The sequence below is a fragment of the Spirosoma humi genome (assembly GCF_054776575.1).
The window spans coordinates 1,739,671-1,762,489 of the sequence record NZ_BAAHBR010000008.1; the positions used below are offsets into that span (position 1 = coordinate 1,739,671).

Genomic DNA, 22,819 nt, shown 5'->3' on the forward strand with positions numbered 1-22,819 from the left:
ATTACTTAGAACATAAAAAATGCCGCCCTGAATGATTCAGGGCGGCATTTTTTATGTTACTAGAGAGCTTACTAGATAGCGGCTGGTTCCAGAGCGCCCTGAAGTTTTTGCTCCAGCACGTTTTTAGGAACTGCACCGATAACTTTATCGACCAACTGACCGTTTTTGAAAATCATCAGGGTTGGGATGCTACGGATACCGAATTTAGCGGGAACCTGAGCATTTTGATCCACGTCCATTTTGGCAACGATGGCTTTTCCTTCGTATTCGCCAGCCAGTTGTTCAACAACGGGGCCGATCATTTTACAAGGACCACACCATTCGGCCCAAAAATCTACTAAAACGGGTTTGTCAGAATTTATAAGATCGCTGAAGTTCGCGTCGGTTGCTTCTACGGCATGTGTTCCTGCTGCCATGACTGAAATGAGTTTATTAGTTGAACTTGTTTCATGCACATAAACCGTTTTCAGGTCGTTTAGTTCCGAGTTGTTGGCGCGTCCGCTTTCCACAGCCTTGACTTTACTTAAACCGCTTACTAACCCGCGCAATCCCGTTTGGGTAAATGGCTAACGTTCTCCAACGGACAGAGGTATCCGGGCGGCTAAAACGTATTCGTGCTTCCAAACAGGACCATTTCCTCATTATAGTAAGGATAAAAAAAGGCATCTATCCGGCATCGCTGGTTTGCCTGATACTACTACCCGCGAGAGTCGTAAGGCTTCTGTGGTTTACTAATCCTAAATGTGTCTTAGCCATCTATGAATACTGAAAATAAAATTGACTCATCCAGTAGAATCCAGAAGCAAACCGTCAATGAATTAAACCGTTTACGAGAACAGATACCGCTTACGCCCAAGGCTTCGGGGGCGGTTATTCAGGATGTAATCTGCTTTATGCATTTACGCTGGAACTTTGTCTATCAGCGCCCACAACACCTCCTGATCCGGGCCAGCCAGCAGTGGCGAATCTGGTACATTGAGGAACCTGTCTGGCATGATACGCTTCATCTGGACATTCGGTCGGTAGGCAATAACATCCGGGTGGTGGTGCCTCATCTACCCCACGGTATTGATTCTGAAACGGCCATACGGCTACAGCGGCAATTAGTCGATCAACTGATCGAGCAGCAGCATATCAACGATTACGTCAGTTGGTATTACACCCCGATGGCCATGCTGTTCACGGATCACCTTCGTCCGAAATTAGTCGTGTACGATTGTATGGATGAGCTATCGGCTTTCAAGGGGGCGTCTCCGCAGTTGCTTCACGAAGAAAAACGGCTGCTCGGCCTTGCCGATATCGTCTTTACGGGCGGGTACAGCTTATACGAGGCCAAACTCTCGCGGCACGAAAACGTGTTTGCCTTTCCAAGTTGCATCGATTATGAGCACTTTGAGAAAGCTCGCCAGCCACTTCCCGATCCGGAAGACCAGCGCCATCTAGTTGGTCCGCGTATTGGCTATAGTGGCGTTATCGACGAACGTCTTGACCTTGATTTACTGAGAGACCTGGCCCTGCGGTTGCCCGATTGGCAGTTCGTTATGCTAGGGCCGGTTGTGAAAATAGACCCCGCCACGTTACCCCAAGGTCCCAACGTGCATTACCTGGGTATGAAGGCTTATACCGAACTGCCCGCTTACTTCAGTAACTGGAATGCCGCCCTGATGCCGTTTGCAATCAATGAGGCCACGCGGTATATCAGTCCAACCAAAACGCCCGAATATCTGGCGGCTGGATTACCCGTAGTAGCGACCCCAATCCGGGATGTAAAGCGAACATATGGAGGATGGGATCAGATGTTGATTTCCGATTCAGCAGCCGCCATCGAAAAGTCGCTGGGCCAGATGATTCGGTACGCGTCTACATCGGATCGGACAGCACTGGATACATTCTTACGGGAACAGTCCTGGGATCGTACCTGGCAGCAAATGCAGAAGCTATTGATAGGGCAGTTAAGCTATGCTGCGGTAAAGTAAAGACACCAACCAAATCGACAAGCCGGGTCGCAAGAAGCCCGGCTTATTTGCTTCGTGTAAGTTTATAAGCCGGGCTAAACCGGTAGTACGGCACCTGACAGAAAACCTGGGTTATCCGAATCGAGCATGAAAAATTTACTGAGTATAACCAGTTTAGGGCTCCTTGCGCTGGCCTGTGGAGGAAGTAATACCCCATCCAACGTCAATTCGCCCGGTCAGGAAAAAACGGCGAAAACAAAAGTACTCGAAGTGGGTGCTACGGCTGTACAGGTAAGGAAACCCGTCGATAAGTTGACTATTTACCTCGACGGGTTTCACTTCTACAACGGCCATATGGCGGGTCAGATGGAAGCGCATCATTACTGCACCAAGCTTAACGAAGACCTGACCCAGTGCGTCATTTTCGATGGCAATGGCGATAGCGCCAAGATCATGGGTGTTGAGTATATCGTTTCCGAAAAACTATTTAAAACCTTGCCTGCCGACGAAAAAAAACTTTGGCACAGCCATCGCTACGAAGTTAAAAGTGGCTCCCTGATTGCGCCGGGGCTGCCCGATCTGGCCGAGCATGAACTGATGGAGACCATCGTCAGTACGTACGGCAAAACCTGGCATACCTGGCATACGGATCAGGACCTGAAACTGCCCCTGGGTAGCCCGGCCTTAATGATGGGTTTCCTGAAAGATGGTCAGCTCAACAGGCAACTGGAACAGGATCGTGACCGGCGCTTTGAGATCTCGACCGCCGATAAGCGGAAGAACCGCGCCGATATTCCGGCACCGCCCGTTCAGCCCGGTGCGGATGCCTGGCAAACGGGCGATGTCGTTCAACTACCCGTCCTGACCAGGCACGCACACCACTAAGTCTTTGCTCAACCGGAGGTCTTTCGCGGAGAATTTCCGCAGGGAATAAGGCGGGTCAGAGCGGGCAAGGTAAGTGTCTGGCGATTGGTCATTTGCTTCAAAAATTCGCGGATAGATTCAGGAAATAATAACCTCCGTTGAAGCCGAACTGAGTCTCTGGCCAGTAACCAGAATGGATACGCCGGGCAGACTGGTTCCGTTCGTAGCATCCGTTACCCGGCCCCGAACCGTTTGTGCAATGGAGAATGCACTGGTCAATAGCCAAAAAAAAGAAATGAATGTAAGGCGCTGATGTCGGTATAGGTTGTGCATAGTTGGTCTCCCAGGGCAGCGTCTCTGCCTCGCTGGTGCGCACTACTAACTAACGGGTTACGGAGTACAGTCCTGGAAATGAGGAAACGGTGCTGATGCCTGAAATACATGCCAGAAGGATTATTGGATCGGCGAAACAGGCCGTTCCCTAACCATACGGTAACACTACCAAACGATTTGTGCCGTGCGGAGTATAGTTAGTTGTATTGTCAACAGTTTAACACCTGGTAAATTATGAACTCAACGACCCCGAATAGCTCGTCTACCCAACAGGATCCGCTAACAAAATACCCTCAACCACCTTACCCTGATCAGGATCAATCCGTACCCGGTACGGAAGGCGAAATGCAGCCCAAGGCCGACCACGGCGAAACGTCATACCGGGGTTCCGGTAAGATGGAGGGGCGCAAAGCACTCATTACGGGCGGTGATTCCGGCATTGGTCGGGCGGTGGCCATTGCCTTTGCCCGCGAAGGAGCCGATGTGCTGATTTCTTATTTAAACGAAGACGAAGATGCCAGCGAAACGGCCCGTTATGTGGAAGAGGCAGGTCGGAAGGCTGTACTGGTGCCTGGCGACATTCAGGATGAAGCCCATTGTAAGCAACTGATTCAACGGGCTGTCTCCGAACTGGGTGGGCTCGATGTACTGGTAAACAATGCCGCGTATCAGATGGCTCATGAGTCGTTGCAGGACATTTCGACGGACGAACTTGACCGGACATTCCGGACGAATATTTTCGCGATGTTTTACTTGTGCCAGGCAGCCGAAGAACACCTCAAGCCGGGTAGTACCGTGGTGAATACCACGTCGGTCAATGCCTACAAGCCCAGCCCTCAACTGCTGGCCTATGCCGCTACAAAAGCCGCTATCCAGAACTTCACGGCCAACCTGGCTCAGGTCTGGGCCGAGAAAGGCATTCGGGTCAACTGCGTAGCGCCGGGCCCCGTCTGGACTCCGCTCATCCCGTCGACGATGCCGCCCGAGAAGGTACAGAAATTTGGTCAGGATGTGCCCTTGAAACGGGCTGGTCAACCCGCCGAACTGGCCCCGATTTATGTCTTGCTGGCTTCCGATGATTCCAGTTACATGACGGGCAGCACGGTACAGGTAACGGGTGGTTCGCCAACGATCTGATTGGCTCAAGTCCGGTTGACTAGTCAACCGGACTTGAGCTGAACTTTGACAAAGCTGACGGCTCTGCTAATCAGATAGCTACAGGTATCAGCTTTGTCGAAGCTTTTTATTCACCTGGTTATTTTTCGATACATGTATGGCGCAAAAAAATATCACGGATCAGGTTCAGCACGAAGCCAACGTTATTCAGGGGGAGGAAACGAAAGACAAGGTTTATGCCAGCCAGCATACGTTTCCTGATCAGGCCAGTGCACAGGAGGCCTTTGGTCGCTCCGTGGAGAAACTGCTGAATGTAAATGGATGGTCGGGGCTGTCTATGTTTACCGCTGACTTTGTTTTGCATGATCCGGCGGGTAAGCCCAAAGCCGGTGGACCACCTCAGGTTGGCGATTATATTCAGATACTATTGCCCGGACCCATGCCCGAAAACTGGGTGCAGATCGTCGATTCGGCTACAACCGAAGAGCGAGTCGAGTTTACGGTTAAGCCCAGTAAAGATCCTCGAAACAGGCAATCAGAGGAAATAAAACACTTTTTTCATGCCGAGGCCAGCAGTACGTTTCGGGTCGAGTTGTCGGGCAATACCATCACGGCATCGGAGATTGGAAAACACGAAGGCATTAACAACGAGGGGCCCCAGGCCGGAGATCGTGCCCTGGTTAATACCGTGATTGCTGAAGGTGGCTGGCTCTTTTATCAGAAACTTCAGTGGAAATTACTGACGGATTACCTGGTGCATGTGTAGTCGTCAAACGGAATCACCAACGGGCTCGATAAATACTTGCTTAATGCTGGGTTCGGCAGCCTGAATCGTTTGCCGAATACGGGTTACTCCCTGAATAATATCATCGGCCGATAGATTGGGTACAAACAGAACCCGTTGGATAAGCACAATATCATTAACGCCCATTTGGAACGTGAGGGTTTGCCGGGCTTTTATCACAATCGGGTCGGCTTCAGTTAGGGTAACGGTTTGTTGCACAATAGTCGGGTCGGCTCCTTCGCCCATTAGTAAACTTTTACTCTCGTGAGCCAGCAGCAGCGCCACCGCCATGAGTAGGATGCCAATCAGGATAGATGCCAGCCCGTCCAGATACGGATTATTGAGCTGATGCCCCAGAAACACACCCAGAAAGGCAATAATTAGCCCCAGTACATCGGAGCCATCTTCAAACAAAACCACAAACGTCGAGGGGTCTTTGCTGTCTTTAACGGCAGACCAGAACGGCTGATTGCCCCGTTGGGCGTTGAACGCCTTGAAGGCTGTCACCAACGATGCGCCATCCAGCACCAGCGCAATGCCCAGCACGATGTAATTCCATTGCGGATTTTCGATTGGCTCCGGGTGTTGTATGTGCGTGATGCCTTCATAAAACGACACCCCGCCCCCTACCGCGAAGATGAGCAGCGAGACGATGTAAGACCAGAAATAAAGCTCTCGGCCATACCCGAAAGGCCGTTTATGGTCGGCTGGTTTCTGGCTTCGTTTCAGGCCCAACAGCAGTAGTATTTCGTTGAGGGTATCCACCAGGGAGTGAATTCCCTCCGAAATCATGGCCGAGCTACCCGTTACGCCAGCGGCTACAAATTTGGTGAGGGCAATAGCCAGATTAGCCCCCAGGGCGGTATAAATTGCGGTCTTCGACGATGCCATACCGATTCAACTGGTTTGAGGAATGGTATGTTTGTAGCTGTCATCAGGTGGGGCTGATCGGGTTCGGGGGAGTAGGAGGTGAGGGGCGTCGGGCTGCCATTTCGTTCGCCAGCGCATCGGCGGTTGGGTCGCCTGTCTGGCGAAGTTCGGAGATGATCACCTGGTAATTGGTATCGTCACGGTTTTGGCTAAGTTTGGCCGCACCCTCCATTTTGTCGATGGTCATCGAAAAAGCAACAAGACCACGCATTTCCTTCCGGACGTAAGCCTCGGTCATGCTCTCGATCGATACGGGACAGGCCGATTTTGTTTCGTATTTATCAACTTGTTGCCGTAAAAAATTCAGGGTTTCATCCTCCGTCAAAAGGCTTGTCTGACCGGTAACATGCACTGAGAGATAATTCCAGGTAGGCACATTGACGTGATTGTACCACGACGAGGAAATATAACTATGTGGCCCCGAAAATACAGCCAGTGATGGTGTGCCATGTGCAAACAGTTTCCAGTGAGGATTGGCTTTGGCTACGTGACCGACCAATTGAAATTGACCATCGGCGGTCGGCCTAAGGTCAATCGGCAGGTGAGTGGCTACTGGAATGCCATCGTCGCCGGTGCTGATCAGTAAGGCAAATGAGTGAGTTCGGATGAATTGAAACAACGTGTCGCGGTCGGTTTCCTGAAAGGATTTCGGTATATACATGATGACGAGTATACTGTGGCGTTTAGCGCTGACCCGATGCCAGCGATGCAATAAATTAAGGCAATCCCTGTCAGACAAGGTAATCAGGTAGCGGAATAGCCGTTTGACCTTCCTGGGTTACCGGAGCCAGCCGTACGGTTTGCATTGGAATCACGCCTGCCCAGGTTGGCAGGTCTTTGTCTTCGGGTTCATCATTAGGCCCACCCGTACGTACTTTTGCTGATGCTTCGGCCAACGAAAAGGCCAATATGGTTGTTTTGCGCATCTCACTGGCTGTTGTAGGGCGCAGATCAGCCCAGCGACCCGGAATCAAATGATCGGTAATGAGTGCCAGTGCTTCCATCCGTTCGTGCTCGTCGGTTACTTTTTCAGCAGTAGCGAAAATAACCACGGAGCGGTAATTCACGGAATGACTAAACGCTGATTTGGCCAGCACAAGCCCGTCTGCCAACATGACCGAAATACAAACAGGACCGCCTTTCTCCAGCTCCCGGATAAAATGACTACCAACCGAACCGTGGATATAAATCGTATCATCTTTGCGGGCAAAGGCCGTCGGAATAGCCATGGGTTGGCCATCAACGGCGTAACTGACGATGCAGAATAAGGCTTCGTCCAGAATCGGGTAAATCGTTGCTTCGTCGTAGTGCGCGCGTTTGGCCGAACGGCTGGGTGTTGTGCGTGGGGTTTGCATAGATTTTCTTGCTTTTTAGACCACAAATGTCTTGTTTTAGTGGTCTACGCAAATCGTCCGGTTTTTATAAATCAACTAGTCCGGTTGTGGTTCCTTTACCGTCATTGATTCAACTCGATAAGGCATCGTCACTGCCTGTGTTTGTGCAACTCAGCAATCAGCTTGGACAGTTGATCCGGTCCGGCACGTTATTGCCGGGCCAACGGCTGCCCGGCACCCGCCAACTGGCCAACTTGCTGGCGTTAAATCGCCAAACGGTAGTAGCTGCTTATGACGAAGGAATGGCGCAGGGCTGGCTCGAAAGCCGCGCCGGAAGCGGCACGTATGTAGCGTCTCACCTGCCCGACGTAAAGCCACAGCCTCTGATGTCGGGCGAGGAGTCATTATCGAAGGATAGCCTAACCAATGAACAACCCGGTTACCCTTTTGAAAGGCTTGATTTTCTGGTCCGCCCCGTGTTGACCACCCAGTCTGGTCTGCATCTGGACGATGGTTTTCCTGATATTCGGCTGGCGCCGATGGACGAATTGAGCCGGGCCTATCGATCTTATTTTCGGTGGGGGAATCCGCAACGGCATTTTGGTTATGCAGACACGAAGGGGCATCTTTTGCTCCGGGAGCAGCTCTCGTTGCATTTGAACGAAACCCGCGGTCTGCAAACTACGCCCGATAATGTACTCATCACGCGGGGCAGTATCATGGGCCTGCACCTCGCCAGCCAGGTACTGTTGCGGCCGGGCGATGTGGTCGTGACGGGCGAAACGACCTGGGCGGGTGCTACCATGAATTTCCGAAAAGCAGGCGCTACGGTACGTACCATACCGGTCGACGAACACGGCATCGACCTTGATAAACTGGCTGTTTACTGCGAACAGCAGCCGATTCGCCTGGTGTTTGTAACGCCCCACCATCATTATCCAACCACCGTAACGCTTCACCCCAGCCGACGTGTTCGATTATTGCAACTCGCTGAACAGTACGGATTTATCATTCTGGAAGATGATTACGATTATGATTTTCACTACCTCAGTCGACCGATTTTGCCTTTAGCCAGTGCCGATCGTCGGGGAATGGTCGTGTATGTCGGGTCATTAACCAAATCGGTAGCCCCGGCCTTCCGGATTGGTTACGTAGTGGCTCCTACAGCGCTGATCGACGAGTTGGCCCGTCTCCGGCGCATCATTGACCGGCAAGGCGATCCGATGCTGGAATTTGCTATCGGACTGTTGTTCAAAACGGGGGATTTAAAACGTCATTTTCGCAAAGCCCTACGCACGTACCATACGCGTCGGGATCATTTTTGCGCGTTGCTGGCCAATGAGTTACCGAATGCGATTCAATTTACGAAGCCGGACGGAGGATTGGCCGTCTGGGCTCGCTTTGACCCGGCTATCGACATGGAAACTATGGCCAACCGGGCAGCCCAGCAAGGGTTGATCTTGTCGAATGGTGTTTTTCATAATCCACCTGGTCAGCGGTTAAACGGAACGCGGCTGGGCTTTGCATCGAGTTCGGAAGAGGAACTGGAGCGAAGTGTTCAGGTGCTGAAAAAAGTGCTTTATTGAGCAATAGGGAGACTATAGATTACTTTCCTGAGCGCTCCTGATATAAACGTCTGCATCTTCTGCCAGTAAAAAGCGTTGGTCGACTAGTTTCTGCACAGACTTCCGGATGGCCTTTATGTAGTCTTGGTGCGTTTGATAACGCTCCTGTATCGATAATCGTGGGTCGGCGGTCAATAGCCGTTCGGCTTTTGTTGCTTTAAAGGGGATGTACTGACCCGATCCTTCGCAGCCGTCATTCTCACCATATTCGGACCGGCGCAACGCCCAGCCGGTAGTGGTGGCAATGGGTACGGCAACACCCGGTAACCGAATCCCAGCCACTTCATTGCCATCTTTATCAACCTTCGAAACAAAATTGACATAACTAGGCCGCCCGACGACACTAGTTGGAAAGGTCGTTAAAATGCCATGACCAGATGAGAGACCAAAGTCGAGCAGGTAGCGGGTGGTGATCAGTCCCGTGTAGGTCACGCTCGGAAGGGTAGGCCAGCCAAGCGCGGCCTGCGGCACCACCCCCGTTTGAGAACCTGGTTGCGGCACGGCAATAACAGCCGTTTTGGTTGACTGCCTGGGTACCTGGCTGGCTGGTGGGGCAATGCCTTTCGTCACCCAGGCATCCAGCGCCATAAAGAGTGCCCGCAAGATTGGTTCGCCGTTGGTTGGGTTCTGAAATTGCTGACAGATGCCCTTACTGGTTTCATTACCTGCTCCGTGCTGTGCACCGGATACCAGATAAAATCGGACGTTATCGGGGTCCGGCAAATCCTGTCCCTTGCTGTCGGTATGCAGCAGCGAAGCGGCTTTTACCCAATATTCATTGGCGGAGTTGATCTCAACTACTTTTGGGCAAGTATGGCTAGCGGTGCACCGAGCCAGGCGTCCGGCGGTTTTTCCCGTAAGTGAGTCGGTAAGGACAGGATAGGCAAAGGGGAAAACGCCTTCCGGGTATAAATGATTCTGGCGATTTCGCTCCGTCCGCGACGGCTGGGCGAAGCGGTAGTTGAGGGCAATACCACTGGCTCCGCCCAGCCAGTTTTCGATGCCATCCAGCACCCGCCGGTTCTGCTCGTCGGCATTGAAGCCCAGCGTCTGGAAATCATTGACGTAGCGGGCGGGTTGTGAGACCGAATACGAAAACGTGTACTGGATGTCGTTCGCCAGCGGATTTCGATTGCCAAAATCATCGGTGGCCGCGTACCGCAGGAAGGAGACGAAATCGCGGGTAGCGGCAAAGCCTATTCCGGCCACAACGGGGTCTTTGGCTATGTAATGGAACTCATAAATGGCACTTTGTCGGAAGGACGTCCCGCCTGGTAAAAGCCGAATGGATTTATCCGTTGCGTATTCCCAGCCATCGGCCGGAATAACGGTGGGCCGATCGCCTAACCGATCGCGCACCGTAAGTGTCGCCCCGGATTGGTCCAGCGTGGCGGCTGGGTACGCAAGCGAATAGGTTAATGAAGTCGCGTTATCGAAGGAGATATATTCGTAGGACGGTCCTGTAATAGACGATCCGTCGGCGTTTCGGGCAACGGGCACACTGATGGTGAGGTTGTTGTTGTCCGGCGCTGCCGAACAGTCCCATCCGTTCCAGGCCAGGGTGTAGCCCCTATTCATCAGAAAGCCCTTACCGGCCTGGGCTGCGGTGGTTGGATCATTGCCACCACTGCTTTTGTTGAATCCACCAACGAGCTTGCCACCCCGGTTGTTTATTTCCAGAAAAAGTTTGTGGTTGCCCTTGTTGAGATCGATGGGCTTGAGAATGTAAATATCCATGACATATGCCACCATCCCCTTTGCATTACGCGGTGCCAGTGCAATATCCGTAATGAGTGCATTGGTCGGGCTGGTTGGGTCCAGTTCGCCATAGGCTTTGCCGCGCAGTTTTTCATAGGCGCCCACCTTCCCAAACGTCTTGCCCTCAAACGTGGGCGACTGAATACCAGTGATCTCAATACGGATAATTCGCGCCTGAATGGGGAGAGAGAAGGCGATTGTAAGAGTCAGTGAGCAGAGTAGACGAGTGAGTGAAAAGGGCATTAGCATATGTTTTGACTAGTTCAAAAGTCAGCGCCCGTCTTATCCTGACGTCGTTCCATCGGCCCGGTTTAGGCGACGTTTGTCTGAGGAGCTGGAAAAGATCGGAGGCCATGTTACAAGTTGGCTTTATTTTAATTCTCATCACTATACTGACTAAAAAAATCCAAAACATAAAAGCTGCTTAGGGTTACTCCTTTGGCCATCATTAGGACTGTTCTTTGGTCCATTTTACCCCTAAATCCCCTGAAGGGGACTTTACTTATGAGTGGACAAAGTCCCCTTCAGGGGATTTAGGGGTAAAATGGTTAAGGAAATCTAAATCTACTTCATCGTCAAGTCCAATTGTTCACTGCTTGCTCCGCCAGGATCTGTATTGGGTCGGCATACAGACCGCGCAGGGTCGGTAGCCTGCCTGAATGGCCTCGGCTTCATCCCAGAAAAAGACGCGGTTGTCAACCTTCATGCGCTTGCCCGTGCGGCAGGTAAGCCGCCCGTAAATTTTGCCGGGCCGATGGCCACCGAGCCCGACCCGGCCAAGACGCACAAGTACCAATAACGCTCGTAATCGGGAAAAAAGCGTCGAGCCCAACTCAACGTGCCGAATCATGCGGCATCATGAAAGATCAACCCAACGTTAATACGGCACCCCTCTCTAACTTGGCTGACCCCGTGCCGCATAGCCACCCGAAAATGGCCCCGCGCACTTTTGGCGGGCCTGAATCTGGTGGTAAAGAGCAGGATTTGACCTTGTTCTGGTAAAACAACGGTTGCTTTCGACTGCATCCGGGGACGTTGCTCGAGCATAACGAACTCACCACCCTTGTAGTCCCTGCCTGGTTGGCTCAGAAATAAAACAGCCTGAAACGGGAAGTATAACTCGCCGTACATATCCTGATGGAGTGCGTTCCAGTCGCCCGGTCCATATTTTAGAATCAGGGGTGTTGGACGCATTTGGCCAGCTTCGTGACATCGTTCAAGCCATTCGCCCAAGTCGGTTGGGTAGCGCAAACTGATGCCAAGCTTATCATGCCAGTCATTGGCTACGGGTGCTAACTCGCTGAATAGCTGGTGCCGAAACGCGTCGATCAGGTGAGGCAGCGGATAATTGAAATAGTTGTACGTACCACGTCCGTAGCCATGGTTCTGCATCAAAATCGTTTTGCGAAACAGCGATGGCGTGTCGAACAGGTCGGCTACTTCCCGACATTCATCGGCTGATAGGACAGAAGGTAGCAACGCGAATCCAGTTTCAGAGAGGGTTTGCCGATGCTGGGGCCAATCGAGGGTGGTTAAGTCCATCATTTTCTACTTATTTATCGGTTTGAGCGGCTTCCCAACCGAGCATGGCCTGCTTTCGATCGGTCCCCCAGCGATACCCACCGAACAGACCCGTCTTTTTTATAACCCGGTGGCAGGGAATCAGATAGCCGACGGGGTTCGACCCAATCGCCGTGCCAACTGCCCGGGAGGCTGTGGGTTGCCCAACGCGGGCGGCAATCTGGTCATAGCTAGCCAACTGACCTTCAGGAATTTTCAGGAGTGCTTCCCATACCTTGAGTTGAAAAGCAGACCCACGCAGTAAAACGGAAATCCGTTGTATTGGCTGTGAAGTTGCCGCAGCCATTGACGGAAAAATCTGATCGGCCAGTGGCTGTAGAGCCGCCGGATTGTTTTCGTAGGCGGCTTCGGGCCAGGCCGCTGTTAGAATGGCTTCGGGTTTACCGTCCGGATCCAGAAAATGCAGAAGAGCGACTTTCCCATTGATAGCGCCCAGTATGTATTGGCCAAATGGACTCTCGAACAGGCCATAGACGAGCCTCAATCCCGAACCCGCCTGCTTAAACTGGCCAGGGGTTACGCCTTCAATACTGACGAATAAGTCGTGTAATCGACCCGTACCGGAGAGGCCCGCATCATAGGCCGCATCGGCTAGCGCAGCGCCGTTACGCAACCTTGTTTTGGCATGTTCGAGGGTTAGGTACTGGCTGAATTTTTTCGGGCTAACACCAGCCCATTCCGAGAATAACCGCTGGAAATGGAATTCGCTCAGATTCGCTTTTTCGGCGAGTTCACCCAGGGAAGGCTGCTCACGAAATGAAGCGGTCAAGTGTTCTATGGCCTGGGCAATCTGTTGATACGTATATGGACTGCTGTTCGTGTTCATGCTGTTTCTGTTGTTTGATCAGAACAAAGGTCGCCGGAAACATCATTGTGGTAAACCCGATTCTTGCGGAGTTGATAAGCACAGCTGGTTGGGGATGATCTTTCGCGCTCGACCGAAGGTTTACCTGCTAACGGATCAGTGGGTAAAGGGATATATAATAACCAAACTAATGCATCCGATTTGTTATCTTTGATAAACATTGGTAACATTCTTGTAAGGGGATGTATGGCCAGGTAAGGCTCATCTGCGTATGAAAAAAGGGTTACTTCTTCTGTTATTTCTGGTTAATACGCTGGTCGTCAATGGGCAAAACCGATTTGGCCATGAATGGATAAAGTCGGGTCAGAAATACCTTAAATTATCTGTCAATCAGGCTGGTATTTACCGCGTTAGCTACGACGATATCAAAACCGCGGATGCCTCGCTTCTCCTGACAAACCCAATCAACTGGCAACTGTTTTTCAGAGGTCAGGAGATGGCCATACGGGTTGTCGGTCAGCAGGATGGCCTGTTTGGCGCTCAGGATTACGTAGAGTTTTACGGCGAAGGAAATGATGGTGCACAGGATTCGCTTCTCTATAGGCCGCAGCAACGGTTACACCCCTATCAGACTCTGTTTTCAGATAAGTCGGCTTACTTCCTGACCAATGGTGTTACGTTGCCCGGTAAGCGACTGCCCGAACTGAACGCATCGGCGCAGGGCTTGTCGCCCGTTGCGTTTCACGTAGAAGAAACGGTGCAGGCGTTCACCAGTGAATATACCTTCAATAACCTGAAAGGGCTGGAACCTTACCTGCAGCAAAGTTACTTTGAGCCCGGCGAAGGCTGGTCGGGGCATATGCTTACGCCTGATTCGACGGGCGTTGTCCAGATGAAATTGCCGGGACGGGTGTCGGCAAACTGGCCCATAACGGTGCAGGGGATGATCAATGGCCGGGACAATACAACCCACCAGATACAGCTACAACTCGATGCCGCGACAACGTCGGCAATAGCTCCTCTTTCGTTCTCGGGTTTTGCCAGCAAGACGTTTCAGGCAACCGTAAAGCCAGAATCGATTCAGAATGATAAGCTTACGGTTCGGTTTAACGCGTCTAAAAACGGATTCACCAACCAGTACTCGATTACTTACGTAAAGGTTTCCTATCCGCAGTCACTGGACATGGCCGGTCAGTCTTTCAAGGTGTTTCACCTGCCGCCGAATGCCAGTCCAACGGCAGTGATGTCGGTAGCCAATGTACCGCCTGCATCGATTGTCTACGATGTTACAGACTGGGCAAACTGCCGGTTTCTGACGACACAAACTACGGGCGCACAAACGCAGATCGTGGTCAGTGATGCGGCCCGGGGTCGGGATATACTCGTCACTAGTCAGTTCAACAAACCGCTTGCCATTCAGTTGGTTAAATTATCAACGGCCATTCCTAAAACGACTGATTACCTGATCATTACGCATGCATCACTCCGGGCGTCGGCCGTTGCTTATGCCAGTTACCGGGCGTCGGCGCAGGGCGGAGGCTACAAGCCCTTCGTCATTGAGTCTGATTCCCTGTTCGACCAGTTCAATTATGGGGAAAAAAGCCCGTTGGCCCTCCGGCGTTTTGCCGATTATGCGCTGGCGAATACAGCCGCAAAAAATTTATTGCTGGTAGGCCGGGCAAATAGTTATCCGTATACGACCAAAACGGCAACGGACGATCTGGTGCCAACGGTTGGCTATCCCGGTTCCGATATTTTGATTACGTCCGGTCTGGGTACTTACCCAATCAATACACCTTCTATCCCAACCGGCCGGATTAATGCCACCACAAACGAGCAGGTGCTGGCGTATCTGGAGAAAGTAAAACAACTCGAGCAATCGACTCCGAACGGACTCTGGCGCAAGCACATTGTCCACATTAGCGGGGGCAAAAGTGCGCCCGAAGCAGCGGGCCTTCGGGAGGCTTTGAGCGGCATCGGTACGATCTATTCCAATGGGCTTCTGGGGGGGCAAATTAGCTCGTTCAGCAAGAGTACACTCGATGAAGTGGAGCCGATCAACATTAGCCCGCTGGTAAATGACGGGGTCAGTCTGATTACGTTTTTTGGGCATGCCGGACCCGCCGTCACGGATATGAACTTTGGCTTTGCTTCGCCCCCCGAAAATGGCTTTCGTAACCAGAATTACCCACTGATGATTTTTAATGGGTGTGGGGTAGGGGAGATCTTTTCCAGCTTCAGCACTCTCTCGACCGACTGGCTGCTGGCTCCCCAAAAGGGAGCCGGCCTTGTGCTGGCGCATACGTACTGGAGTTTTCAACAACCCACTACCCGCTACCTCACAAAACTCTACCGCGACCTGTATACGGATGCCAGCACGCTCAATATGCCTTTTGGACACGTACAGCAGCAGTTGAATATGGCCCTGGAGAAAGAGGGTGTTGATCCGTACGATGTCTCGGTTATGCTGCAAATGCTCCTGCAGGGCGATCCCGCCGTAAGCCTTTATCCACTGCCCAACCCTGATTTTACCGTCGAGCCCAGGAGCGTCTACATCCAGGCTAAAGTCGTTGGCAGTTCGCTCAAGAACAGCGATTCGCTCCGGGTAGTTATTCCGCTGGCTAACCTTGGTAAATACGTAGCGGGGCAGGCGGTTTCGCTGACGGTGAAAAAGACGATCAACTCGGTGGCTACGACCAGTACAGTACGGTTCAATGCGTTTCGGTACCGCGATACCCTAACGTATACACTGGCTAAAGACGAGCGTCTGCAAAAAATTGAGGTAGCTATCGATCCGGAAAATCAGATTGTCGAACTGAGTAAGACCAATAACATCGCCACACTGGACATTGACTGGGCGCAGGCGCAGAGCAGCACCAGCTACCCGATCAATAGCTTGCCGGACCGGGTCAGCCCGGAAATCAACGTGTTTCTGGATGGAAAAATGAGGGAGAATCAGGCATTGGTCGGTCTGAATCCGCAACTGGAGATCTACGTTCTGGACGAGAATCCACTCTCGTCGAAAGACACCAGTGCTGTGGATGTATTTCTGAAAAGCTGCGAAACCTGCTCGCCCCAGAAGCTGGCCACTTCGTCGTTTTCGGTATCGACGGTGTCTGCCAATCAGCTACAGGTAACTACCCGTCTGTCGCTCGCGGCAGGTGGCCGCTATCAACTCATCGTGTTTGGAAAAGATGCCGCTGGTAATCGTACGCAGCCGCCCTATACGCTTGCTATTGACGTATTGTCGGAAGACAAACCGATCACGTTTAGGGCGTATCCGAACCCGGCAAGCACCTACGTAAAGTTCGAGCTAAGCCTGAATGTGAAGGAATTACCCGTCGAGTCCCGGCTAGTCATTTATAATCAGGCGGGGGTAGTGGTCTTTGAGAATAACCTGCCCGTATTGACCGGAAAAAACTCGGTTCTCTGGCAGGGAACGCTGCCCGGTATTTACCTGTACTCGCTACGGTTAACCTACAAAGACGGTCGCACCGAACTGCATCCGGGCAAGGTTGTCTGGCAGCCTTAAGGGAGTCGGTTGCTGGCGATCAACGCCCATTTTTGCCGGGTCCCCGAATCAATTTTGCCTTTGCCAATGCAATCGGGCGTTGATTGGCAATATGCCAGGGCCGCGTTTTCACGGTACACCAGCCCTACGTTTTGCGCATATACCCGCTGGTATTTAGTCAGATTGATCAGCGTCGAATCGTTTGGCCCAACAACCGAAACGGTATGGTCGAACGATAACTTACCCGTGGCAAACGGACGACCGATGTTCTGGTATTGCAGGGTTAGTGTATCGGCTGAACCGTTATAGGTGTTGCTATTCCAGGATGTATTGGCGGAAACGGGAAAAAGTAAATTGATCGTCGGTACGTTGTTATCCTGGCTAACGACTTCGGAAAGACTTTTGTATACGGTGCGCGTGGCGCTGATTTGCCAGTCGTTTTTTTCGGATTGACGGGTGAACTCTTCTAACTGAAAAAATAGCTGGCCATTCCGGGCAAACGAACTGCCGATTTTTTGCTGAAGCTGGAACACCCGCGTGGCAGCGCCGTTGGTGAGCGAGTACGTCTCTTCCGTAACCTGATACACCCAGTAGTCGCCGGTTTGGAGAGGATAATACGCCGAATCATCGGGGGCCGGATCGCTATCTGGCTGGCAACCGCCCATAAGGCTCAGTAAACCAAAAAGAAGTAGTAGGCTGTATAAACGACTGCTTTTACGCATGGTCAATCGACGAAGGGAATATGTTATCCCGGTGGGAAACCGTCAGCTTTTTGACGGTGGGTGGTTTTTAAGGCGAATTCACGAAGATAGCCAGTTATGGCTAAAATGTGACCCTGACGTAGATATGAAGTTAAGCGCTGTTGTAAGAAAGAATCCTGTTGTGTTCGATTTGAGTTGTTCGTCAGCCGCAACGTGACCACGCGCAACATGAATTAAATTAGGTAGTTTTGGGGATATAGAAAACCAGATTTCAGACTATAATTGATTGTATGAGTGGAATTGCGGGAGTTATCCGATTTGATGGACAGGAGATGCCTGAGGTCGATATCGCCGGAATGATCAAATCGTTAGTCCATCGGGGCGAGGTAAGTCTACAGGCTATTGATCGGGGCGTGTTGCTGGCCTTTGGCGGTAGCCCGGAGATTGATCCAGTAACGGGAACCTGGGCCACGGTCGATGCCGATGTGTTTACGGCTACGCGACAAGACCGCGTTTTCACCTCGACGTTCCTTCAGGGCGGGCCCGGTTCCTTCAACGATATAAATGCCGACTTCGCCGTAGCGCTATGGGCAGCCAGTAGCCATACGCTTGTTTGCGCGCGGGATCCATTAGGGATAAAGCCACTTTATTATGTCCATCAGCCCGGCCGCTTTTTCGCCTTTGCCTCCGAAATAAAGGCGCTGTTGGCCTTGCCGGAGGTCGTTATTAAACCAAATGAATATAAGTTCAGGGAGTACCTGACCTGGACAACAAGTTATGTGCCCTATAGCGCAGAAACGTTTTATGAATCCGTGTATAGCCTGTTGCCCGGTCATTATATACTGGTAAATGAGCAGGGTGCTGACCTTCGGCCTTACTGGCAAATCGACCCGGACAAACACGGTAACCTGGTTCGTACTGAAGACTATGCTGTAGTGTTTCACGACGCCTTCGCGGAGGCTATTCGACAGCGCATAGAGGGGAAGAAACAGGTGGGGGCTCACTTAAGTGGCGGACTGGATTCCTCGTCGGTAAGTTCTGTTGCGCAGTTTTTGCTGGAGAAACAGCAGCGCCCCAACCTGCATACGTTCAATATCGACACGGGGCTGGCTTCTACCGATGAGTCTGAATACGTTCGGGCGTTCGTCAATAAGTGGCACCCGCAGCATCATACGGTTCATCCCAAAGCGGATGTGCTGGAGGCTATTCTTGCCATAAATCACATCTTCGACCGTCCTGACCATTTTGTTATACCCTCCAGTTTCCATCTGGGTGTTTCGCAGGAGGCCAGTCAGCTTGGTTGCGATATTCTGCTGACCGGGCACGACGGCGACAGTGTCATTGCAACCGGTTTTGATTTTCTGGATCAGTTGCTCGACGCCAGCGACTGGGAAACGTTGCAGGCCGCCTGCCATCAGTATATAGATCACCGGTATCCACCTGACTTTGTCGCTAATCCACCCCGATTGCGGAATGATGCGGAGTTTGAGCGCCATGCGTTGAGTATTCTCGGAACGAATCTGAAGAAACGATTTCGTGAACAGTCTTCCGGTGAATTTCTGGCTCAACTGCGCCAGCAAAAACAAATTTTCGGCCTGTCGACGACGGGAATTCTTGGCTACGCTGCCCGGCGGGTCAACGCTAAACTGGCCCATCGGGCACTACTCAATAATGCGTTTAGTGCGGACTTCAACCAGCGGGTTTCGCGACGGGTACCCGTATCGACGGAGCCGCTAACGACAGCGTTGAGCCAGAGAAGACCCGTTCAGGTAAACCAGGTTTTGAACACCACCAACGTTATCTGCACCGAGCAATTGAATCATATTGGCGCTCACTACGGCCATACGTACTCGTTTCCTTTCTTTGATAAACACGTTGTCGAATTAGGCTTGGCAACGCCCCTGGAGATTTGCTTCGATAAAGGGCGCGGGCGCGGCTTGATCCGGAATGGACTAAGTCCTTTGTTGCCTACGGCCATTATAAACCGCTTTACGAAAGCCAACTTTGTGGAATACGGCAATGTATCTGCCCGGCAATTATACCAGGCTACACACGAGCAATTTGCATCGCCGGACCATCCCATCTGGGGAGTAATCGATCGGGCTATTTATACAAAAATCGTCCATGTCGTTTTCAATACCAGGATACCCGTAAAGCAGAAAACCCGGTATAACTGGCTGTTGAGCCGTATTACCTACCTGGCTCTCTGGCTGGGCTCATTGCCCAAGAAGGGTTGAGTGCGATAGCTGATGCCAGAAATTACCCAGCGTTCATAATATCGGACGTTTATCGACGGCCCGGCAGGAAGCGGAACAGAGACTGAATGGCGCGGATGAATATGGTGATAAAACCGGCTTCTTTAGGGACGTAAATCAGCCGTTTGCCGATTCTGAACAAACTGTACCGGAACACGCGGCTGGAGAGAAACGTAGCGCACGTTTTCAGGCGATCACCAATAGATGTCTGCGCATTTAACAATAAGGTTAACTGTTTCAGGATTAGGTAACTGAATTCGCTCGGTTTTTCAGTCTCCCAGTTTTTGGCATAAGCTTCGGCAAGTGACCGGGTTCTGGAAGTAGACACTAGCTCCTGAACGGCCGGGGGCAAGGGCAAGTCCCATAGTTGCTGGCACCAGTATAGGCCTGCCAGAAAAACTTCCTTGAACCCGTATCGACTTAATTCCTCCAACAGCCACGGCCAGTTTACATCGTCCTTAATCAGCGTGAAATACAGATCGTTGATGTAGTAGATCTGCTGCCAGATATTATTTACGCCATGATGGGTTGCCAGTAAAACGATTTTCTGTTCGGCCTCAAACGCAGGTTGCGCCTGTGTATAAGCCAGCTCAAACAGGGCGTAATGCTGATTGAAGCCCATGATTTGCCAATGCATGTCAATATCGAACTGACTGTTATTGAAAAAAGGCTTGAACAGGCTTACTTCGAATAAATCGGAAAGAATCCGTTTCTCGCCCTGCCGCCATTGCAACGCCTGTTTTTCGGATAAATGATACTGGTGTTTCTGTAGCAAGTCGATCGTGGCAAAAACGTCCTGTTTCCTGACCAGAATGTCAATATCGCCACTGATGCGCAGGCCGCTATCCGGATAAACGTGTTCGGCCAGGTATATTCCTTTTAGCGGCAAATGCTCAATGCCATTGTCGGTCAGCAGGGTAGCGACGCCATGATACTGATGTATTTTTAGCAGATTGTCGGTTGTTGTCACCTGACAATCCTGTTTCAGCGCAGCGATGAAGGACGCGGGGACCGTGGCTATCTGGCGGAGTGACCGGTATAAAAAAGGCTTGAGCCGGTGCCGCTCGGCCAGAACATACAGGCGATTCCAGTTGATGGACTGCTGGGCGATGAATTGGGTAATCGTATCTCTCTTCTCGGCCGACAGCTCTACCGAACAGGCCATCAACAATAACGTTACTTCAGGAGACAGATCAACCTTCATATAATGTGCAGACATCGTGCTCAATTCCAGTCCAGGATGGGTTCGAATACCTGGTTGGCCTGTTCCCCCAAAATGATTTTTTCTTTATAAACGACCCAGGCGTGTGCCAAGAAATCCTGCTGTATGCTCTTGTGAACGCCGATGCATACGCGGACGTCCGGGTTGTTGTGAAGCAGCCATTTGGCACCGAGCGCCTGTACCAGGCAGGTAAAACCAAGGGGAATCCGGTTACTTACTACCTGAATAGCCCAAACGGTATCGGTGAGTGTGGTAGTGGACAGGACAGCTGCGGGTCGAATGGCCTTTGCAGTGGTCTTAAGAAATTTATTGAAGGGAAAAATGAGCAGCAGGCATTTGTACGTGGCCAGCACCCCAAATACCTTGACCAGCAGCCATTTTTTGTGACCGCTCAGAGTAACAAATCTGGCTACATTATTCGCGGGCTTCGATAAGCTTTTCACGGAGTAGATTGTCTAGAAACAGCATCAGTTCGTTCTGGCAAACGGCGGGCTCCACATCGAACTCCTCCAGCAACTGGGCCTGAATTTCGTGAACCAGCAGGCTTTTTTTGTCCTGCAAAAGAGCCCAGATGAAGCCGCCAACTTCGTTCAATTCGTAATAATTGCCGGCCTCGTAATTCAAGAGAATCGTTTCGTTGCCAAGTACAGAAGAGGATTGGTTAGGCAGTAATTGAACGCGTGTGTTCAGCGTAAGGGGCATAGGAATACAGACTAAATCGGATTGAAGTTAATGAAATGAGCTTGATTCGCCAAGATGCAGGCAAATCAAGCTCAAACGTGTGTTTACTGGTGAAAACTAAACGAATGTTCCGAAGCCGTCAACGGCCGATCCACTCTTCAACGTTAGTTTTTTAACGCTACCCAGCGATTTTAACTTGGGCGTTTTGTAGGCTTTTTTGGGCGCCGGGGCCGATATATGTACAGTCTTCGTAGTCATGAGACAAAAAAAGTAAATGTGTTAAAATGAGTGAGTTGACAGCCTTGCTTATTGAACAACGATGCGATGCTGGCGCGTCTGTCCCCGTTCTTCCACGGTAAGTACATAGATTCCAGCCGACAACTTACCCGTTGCTTTCAGTAACAGATTGCCCGATTGAATGCCCGTTTTCTGGAATGACATTGGTCGGCCATCCGCGCCAAAGAAACCAACCGTCGCTGTTTCGGGCTCGTCTAACCGAAGCGTAAACTGACCATCATTCACTACGGGGTTAGGGTATACCCCATAGGCTTCTTCCCGCAGAACAACCGATGCGACGGGGAAGACCGTTGTTTTGCCGCTCAGATCCGTTTGGGTTAGCCGGTAATAGCTGGTACCTGCGTAAGGCATCTGGTCGATCAACTGGTAGCTTTTCAGCGAATTGCTCGTAGCCGCCAGTTCACTTACTTCACCTACCCGCTCAAATCGTTTGAGGTCTTTACTGCGCTCAACCAGAAAGCCTTTGTTGTTGGTTTCCAGCGATGTTGTCCATGATACGGCTACCGTGCGATTTTCCTGCGCTTTCGCGGTAAACGAAACCAGCGCTACCGGCAGGGGATTGGTGATGACCGTCATGCTGGTCGTACTATTGTCATTCTGGGTGCTGAGGTTACCGGCCACTGTACAAGCCGCTCCCTGTAAGGGATCGTAGGTAATGTTCCCCGATATATCAGAAGGTCCACCAACAGCTACACCCTGCACCACTACGGATAAGGAAGCGGCAGAGAGGGGCGTTAAGGCTGCTCCTGTATTGACAATCCGAATAGAAGAGCCGTCAGTATTCACTGTTCCCGTAAAGTTTGGGTCACCACCTGGCGCCAGCCCAACTATTCGCCCAATTGGCGGGACCGAGATCGTAACGAAAGCACAGCCAGCATTAATAGCCGTTGCCCCGTTGTTAAGAACAGTGACTAGCACTGCGCCAGACGTAGACAGCGAAATCGAGGCTGGCTGGAAGACAATGTTGATGGCAGGGTCAGCAGTCTGGGCATATAGCCGACTCGAACTGAGCAAAAGGCTAAATAGAAGTAGAGTAAAAAGCTTTTTCATGAACTAGTAGTTTAATT

The 22,819-nt window shown here is 51.4% G+C and carries 22 protein-coding genes; 7 read left to right on the plus strand and 15 right to left on the minus strand.

Annotated elements, in window-relative coordinates; all coding sequences use genetic code 11:
• Window positions 1–71: 71 nt before the first annotated feature.
• Window positions 72–416, minus strand: a complete 345-nt coding sequence (gene trxA / locus ACYU8Y_RS15895) for a thioredoxin (RefSeq protein ID WP_460938921.1) — start codon at window positions 414–416, stop codon at window positions 72–74.
• A 342-nt stretch (window positions 417–758) separates the two neighbouring features.
• On the opposite strand from trxA, the gene ACYU8Y_RS15900 reads away from it, so the two are divergent.
• The gene (locus ACYU8Y_RS15900; RefSeq protein ID WP_460938922.1) at window positions 759–1,976 is read left to right on the plus strand and encodes a glycosyltransferase; all 1,218 of its coding nucleotides are present in this window, start codon (window positions 759–761) and stop codon (window positions 1,974–1,976) included.
• 126 nt (window positions 1,977–2,102) lie between these two features.
• On the plus strand, window positions 2,103–2,840 hold the full coding sequence (locus tag ACYU8Y_RS15905) for an OBAP family protein (RefSeq protein ID WP_460938924.1): 738 nt from the start codon (window positions 2,103–2,105) through the stop codon (window positions 2,838–2,840).
• 117 nt (window positions 2,841–2,957) lie between these two features.
• On the opposite strand, the gene ACYU8Y_RS15910 is transcribed toward ACYU8Y_RS15905, so the two are convergent.
• Window positions 2,958–3,152, minus strand: coding sequence for a hypothetical protein (locus ACYU8Y_RS15910; RefSeq protein WP_460938926.1), 195 nt, complete (start codon window positions 3,150–3,152; stop codon window positions 2,958–2,960).
• 234 nt (window positions 3,153–3,386) lie between these two features.
• Between ACYU8Y_RS15910 and ACYU8Y_RS15915 the strand changes: the two genes are divergently transcribed.
• Together ACYU8Y_RS15915 and ACYU8Y_RS15920 are read left to right on the plus strand one after the other, a co-directional pair.
• Window positions 3,387–4,289 (plus strand): SDR family oxidoreductase, encoded by a 903-nt coding sequence (locus tag ACYU8Y_RS15915; RefSeq protein ID WP_460938928.1) that lies wholly within the window; start codon window positions 3,387–3,389, stop codon window positions 4,287–4,289.
• A gap of 136 nt (window positions 4,290–4,425) precedes the next feature.
• On the plus strand, window positions 4,426–5,034 hold the full coding sequence (locus ACYU8Y_RS15920) for a hypothetical protein (RefSeq protein WP_460938930.1): 609 nt from the start codon (window positions 4,426–4,428) through the stop codon (window positions 5,032–5,034).
• Between the two features lie 3 nt (window positions 5,035–5,037).
• Here ACYU8Y_RS15920 and ACYU8Y_RS15925 read toward each other — a convergent pair whose 3' ends face one another.
• From ACYU8Y_RS15925 to ACYU8Y_RS15935, 3 genes are all read right to left on the minus strand, one after another.
• Window positions 5,038–5,943, minus strand: a complete 906-nt coding sequence (locus ACYU8Y_RS15925) for a cation diffusion facilitator family transporter (protein ID WP_460938932.1) — start codon at window positions 5,941–5,943, stop codon at window positions 5,038–5,040.
• Window positions 5,944–5,986: 43 nt separating this feature from the next.
• Window positions 5,987–6,643: an FMN-binding negative transcriptional regulator gene (locus ACYU8Y_RS15930; protein WP_460938934.1), complete on the minus strand. Its 657-nt coding sequence runs from the start codon at window positions 6,641–6,643 to the stop codon at window positions 5,987–5,989.
• A 70-nt stretch (window positions 6,644–6,713) separates the two neighbouring features.
• Entirely contained in the window at window positions 6,714–7,337 is a 624-nt protein-coding gene (locus ACYU8Y_RS15935; RefSeq protein WP_460938936.1) for a pyridoxamine 5'-phosphate oxidase family protein, read from the minus strand.
• A gap of 26 nt (window positions 7,338–7,363) precedes the next feature.
• On the opposite strand from ACYU8Y_RS15935, the gene ACYU8Y_RS15940 reads away from it, so the two are divergent.
• Window positions 7,364–8,902, plus strand: a complete 1,539-nt coding sequence (locus ACYU8Y_RS15940) for an aminotransferase-like domain-containing protein (protein WP_460938938.1) — start codon at window positions 7,364–7,366, stop codon at window positions 8,900–8,902.
• 12 nt (window positions 8,903–8,914) lie between these two features.
• On the opposite strand, the gene ACYU8Y_RS15945 is transcribed toward ACYU8Y_RS15940, so the two are convergent.
• The 4 genes from ACYU8Y_RS15945 to ACYU8Y_RS15960 form a co-directional block, all read right to left on the minus strand.
• Entirely contained in the window at window positions 8,915–10,942 is a 2,028-nt protein-coding gene (locus ACYU8Y_RS15945) for an alpha/beta hydrolase domain-containing protein (protein ID WP_460938940.1), read from the minus strand.
• A 346-nt stretch (window positions 10,943–11,288) separates the two neighbouring features.
• On the minus strand, window positions 11,289–11,549 hold the full coding sequence (locus tag ACYU8Y_RS15950; protein ID WP_460938942.1) for an Ada metal-binding domain-containing protein: 261 nt from the start codon (window positions 11,547–11,549) through the stop codon (window positions 11,289–11,291).
• Entirely contained in the window at window positions 11,546–12,244 is a 699-nt protein-coding gene (locus tag ACYU8Y_RS15955) for a 2OG-Fe(II) oxygenase (protein ID WP_460938944.1), read from the minus strand. Before ACYU8Y_RS15955 ends, ACYU8Y_RS15950 begins: the two co-directional genes overlap by 4 nt.
• 7 nt (window positions 12,245–12,251) lie before the next feature.
• Window positions 12,252–13,106: a methylated-DNA--[protein]-cysteine S-methyltransferase gene (locus tag ACYU8Y_RS15960; protein ID WP_460938946.1), complete on the minus strand. Its 855-nt coding sequence runs from the start codon at window positions 13,104–13,106 to the stop codon at window positions 12,252–12,254.
• A 250-nt stretch (window positions 13,107–13,356) separates the two neighbouring features.
• Between ACYU8Y_RS15960 and porU2 the strand changes: the two genes are divergently transcribed.
• On the plus strand, window positions 13,357–16,617 hold the full coding sequence (gene porU2 / locus ACYU8Y_RS15965; protein ID WP_460938948.1) for a putative type IX secretion system sortase PorU2: 3,261 nt from the start codon (window positions 13,357–13,359) through the stop codon (window positions 16,615–16,617).
• Here the strand turns inward: porU2 and ACYU8Y_RS15970 are convergent.
• Window positions 16,614–17,318, minus strand: a complete 705-nt coding sequence (locus tag ACYU8Y_RS15970; RefSeq protein WP_460938950.1) for a hypothetical protein — start codon at window positions 17,316–17,318, stop codon at window positions 16,614–16,616. The genes porU2 and ACYU8Y_RS15970 overlap by 4 nt on opposite strands.
• 269 nt (window positions 17,319–17,587) lie before the next feature.
• Here ACYU8Y_RS15970 and ACYU8Y_RS15975 point away from each other — a divergent pair, with 269 nt between their 5' ends.
• Window positions 17,588–19,534: an asparagine synthetase B family protein gene (locus tag ACYU8Y_RS15975; RefSeq protein WP_460938952.1), complete on the plus strand. Its 1,947-nt coding sequence runs from the start codon at window positions 17,588–17,590 to the stop codon at window positions 19,532–19,534.
• A 49-nt stretch (window positions 19,535–19,583) separates the two neighbouring features.
• On the opposite strand, the gene ACYU8Y_RS15980 is transcribed toward ACYU8Y_RS15975, so the two are convergent.
• The 5 genes from ACYU8Y_RS15980 to ACYU8Y_RS16000 form a co-directional block, all read right to left on the minus strand.
• A complete protein-coding gene (locus ACYU8Y_RS15980; RefSeq protein WP_460938954.1) occupies window positions 19,584–20,771 on the minus strand; it encodes a nucleotidyltransferase domain-containing protein in 1,188 nt (395 codons plus the stop codon).
• A 5-nt stretch (window positions 20,772–20,776) separates the two neighbouring features.
• The gene (locus ACYU8Y_RS15985) at window positions 20,777–21,217 is read right to left on the minus strand and encodes a lasso peptide biosynthesis B2 protein (protein ID WP_460938956.1); all 441 of its coding nucleotides are present in this window, start codon (window positions 21,215–21,217) and stop codon (window positions 20,777–20,779) included.
• Window positions 21,189–21,476 carry a PqqD family peptide modification chaperone gene (locus ACYU8Y_RS15990; protein ID WP_460938958.1) on the minus strand — a complete coding sequence of 96 codons (288 nt, stop codon included), beginning with the start codon at window positions 21,474–21,476 and terminating at the stop codon, window positions 21,189–21,191. Before ACYU8Y_RS15990 ends, ACYU8Y_RS15985 begins: the two co-directional genes overlap by 29 nt.
• Before the next feature lie 96 nt (window positions 21,477–21,572).
• On the minus strand, window positions 21,573–21,713 hold the full coding sequence (locus ACYU8Y_RS15995) for a hypothetical protein (RefSeq protein ID WP_460938960.1): 141 nt from the start codon (window positions 21,711–21,713) through the stop codon (window positions 21,573–21,575).
• A gap of 48 nt (window positions 21,714–21,761) precedes the next feature.
• Window positions 21,762–22,802 (minus strand): T9SS type A sorting domain-containing protein, encoded by a 1,041-nt coding sequence (locus tag ACYU8Y_RS16000; RefSeq protein ID WP_460938962.1) that lies wholly within the window; start codon window positions 22,800–22,802, stop codon window positions 21,762–21,764.
• Window positions 22,803–22,819: the final 17 nt, after the last annotated feature.

Bases quoted from the DNA above. Each gene is read 5' to 3' on its own strand.
- ACYU8Y_RS15980 (WP_460938954.1), bottom strand. From the start codon at position 20,771: ATGTCTGCACATTATATGAAGGTTGATCTGTCTCCTGAAGTAACGTTA.
- ACYU8Y_RS15900 (WP_460938922.1), top strand. From the start codon at position 759: ATGAATACTGAAAATAAAATTGACTCATCCAGTAGAATCCAGAAGCAA.
- ACYU8Y_RS15935 (WP_460938936.1), bottom strand. From the start codon at position 7,337: ATGCAAACCCCACGCACAACACCCAGCCGTTCGGCCAAACGCGCGCAC.
- ACYU8Y_RS15955 (WP_460938944.1), bottom strand. From the start codon at position 12,244: ATGATGGACTTAACCACCCTCGATTGGCCCCAGCATCGGCAAACCCTC.
- ACYU8Y_RS15920 (WP_460938930.1), top strand. From the start codon at position 4,426: ATGGCGCAAAAAAATATCACGGATCAGGTTCAGCACGAAGCCAACGTT.
- ACYU8Y_RS15925 (WP_460938932.1), bottom strand. From the start codon at position 5,943: ATGGCATCGTCGAAGACCGCAATTTATACCGCCCTGGGGGCTAATCTG.
- ACYU8Y_RS15990 (WP_460938958.1), bottom strand. From the start codon at position 21,476: ATGCCCCTTACGCTGAACACACGCGTTCAATTACTGCCTAACCAATCC.
- porU2 (WP_460938948.1), top strand. From the start codon at position 13,357: ATGAAAAAAGGGTTACTTCTTCTGTTATTTCTGGTTAATACGCTGGTC.
- ACYU8Y_RS15905 (WP_460938924.1), top strand. From the start codon at position 2,103: ATGAAAAATTTACTGAGTATAACCAGTTTAGGGCTCCTTGCGCTGGCC.
- ACYU8Y_RS15975 (WP_460938952.1), top strand. From the start codon at position 17,588: ATGAGTGGAATTGCGGGAGTTATCCGATTTGATGGACAGGAGATGCCT.
- ACYU8Y_RS16000 (WP_460938962.1), bottom strand. From the start codon at position 22,802: ATGAAAAAGCTTTTTACTCTACTTCTATTTAGCCTTTTGCTCAGTTCG.
- ACYU8Y_RS15930 (WP_460938934.1), bottom strand. From the start codon at position 6,643: ATGTATATACCGAAATCCTTTCAGGAAACCGACCGCGACACGTTGTTT.
- ACYU8Y_RS15970 (WP_460938950.1), bottom strand. From the start codon at position 17,318: ATGCGTAAAAGCAGTCGTTTATACAGCCTACTACTTCTTTTTGGTTTA.
- ACYU8Y_RS15940 (WP_460938938.1), top strand. From the start codon at position 7,364: ATGTCTTGTTTTAGTGGTCTACGCAAATCGTCCGGTTTTTATAAATCA.
- trxA (WP_460938921.1), bottom strand. From the start codon at position 416: ATGGCAGCAGGAACACATGCCGTAGAAGCAACCGACGCGAACTTCAGC.
- ACYU8Y_RS15915 (WP_460938928.1), top strand. From the start codon at position 3,387: ATGAACTCAACGACCCCGAATAGCTCGTCTACCCAACAGGATCCGCTA.
- ACYU8Y_RS15995 (WP_460938960.1), bottom strand. From the start codon at position 21,713: ATGACTACGAAGACTGTACATATATCGGCCCCGGCGCCCAAAAAAGCC.
- ACYU8Y_RS15910 (WP_460938926.1), bottom strand. From the start codon at position 3,152: ATGCACAACCTATACCGACATCAGCGCCTTACATTCATTTCTTTTTTT.
- ACYU8Y_RS15945 (WP_460938940.1), bottom strand. From the start codon at position 10,942: ATGCCCTTTTCACTCACTCGTCTACTCTGCTCACTGACTCTTACAATC.
- ACYU8Y_RS15960 (WP_460938946.1), bottom strand. From the start codon at position 13,106: ATGAACACGAACAGCAGTCCATATACGTATCAACAGATTGCCCAGGCC.
- ACYU8Y_RS15950 (WP_460938942.1), bottom strand. From the start codon at position 11,549: ATGATTCGGCACGTTGAGTTGGGCTCGACGCTTTTTTCCCGATTACGA.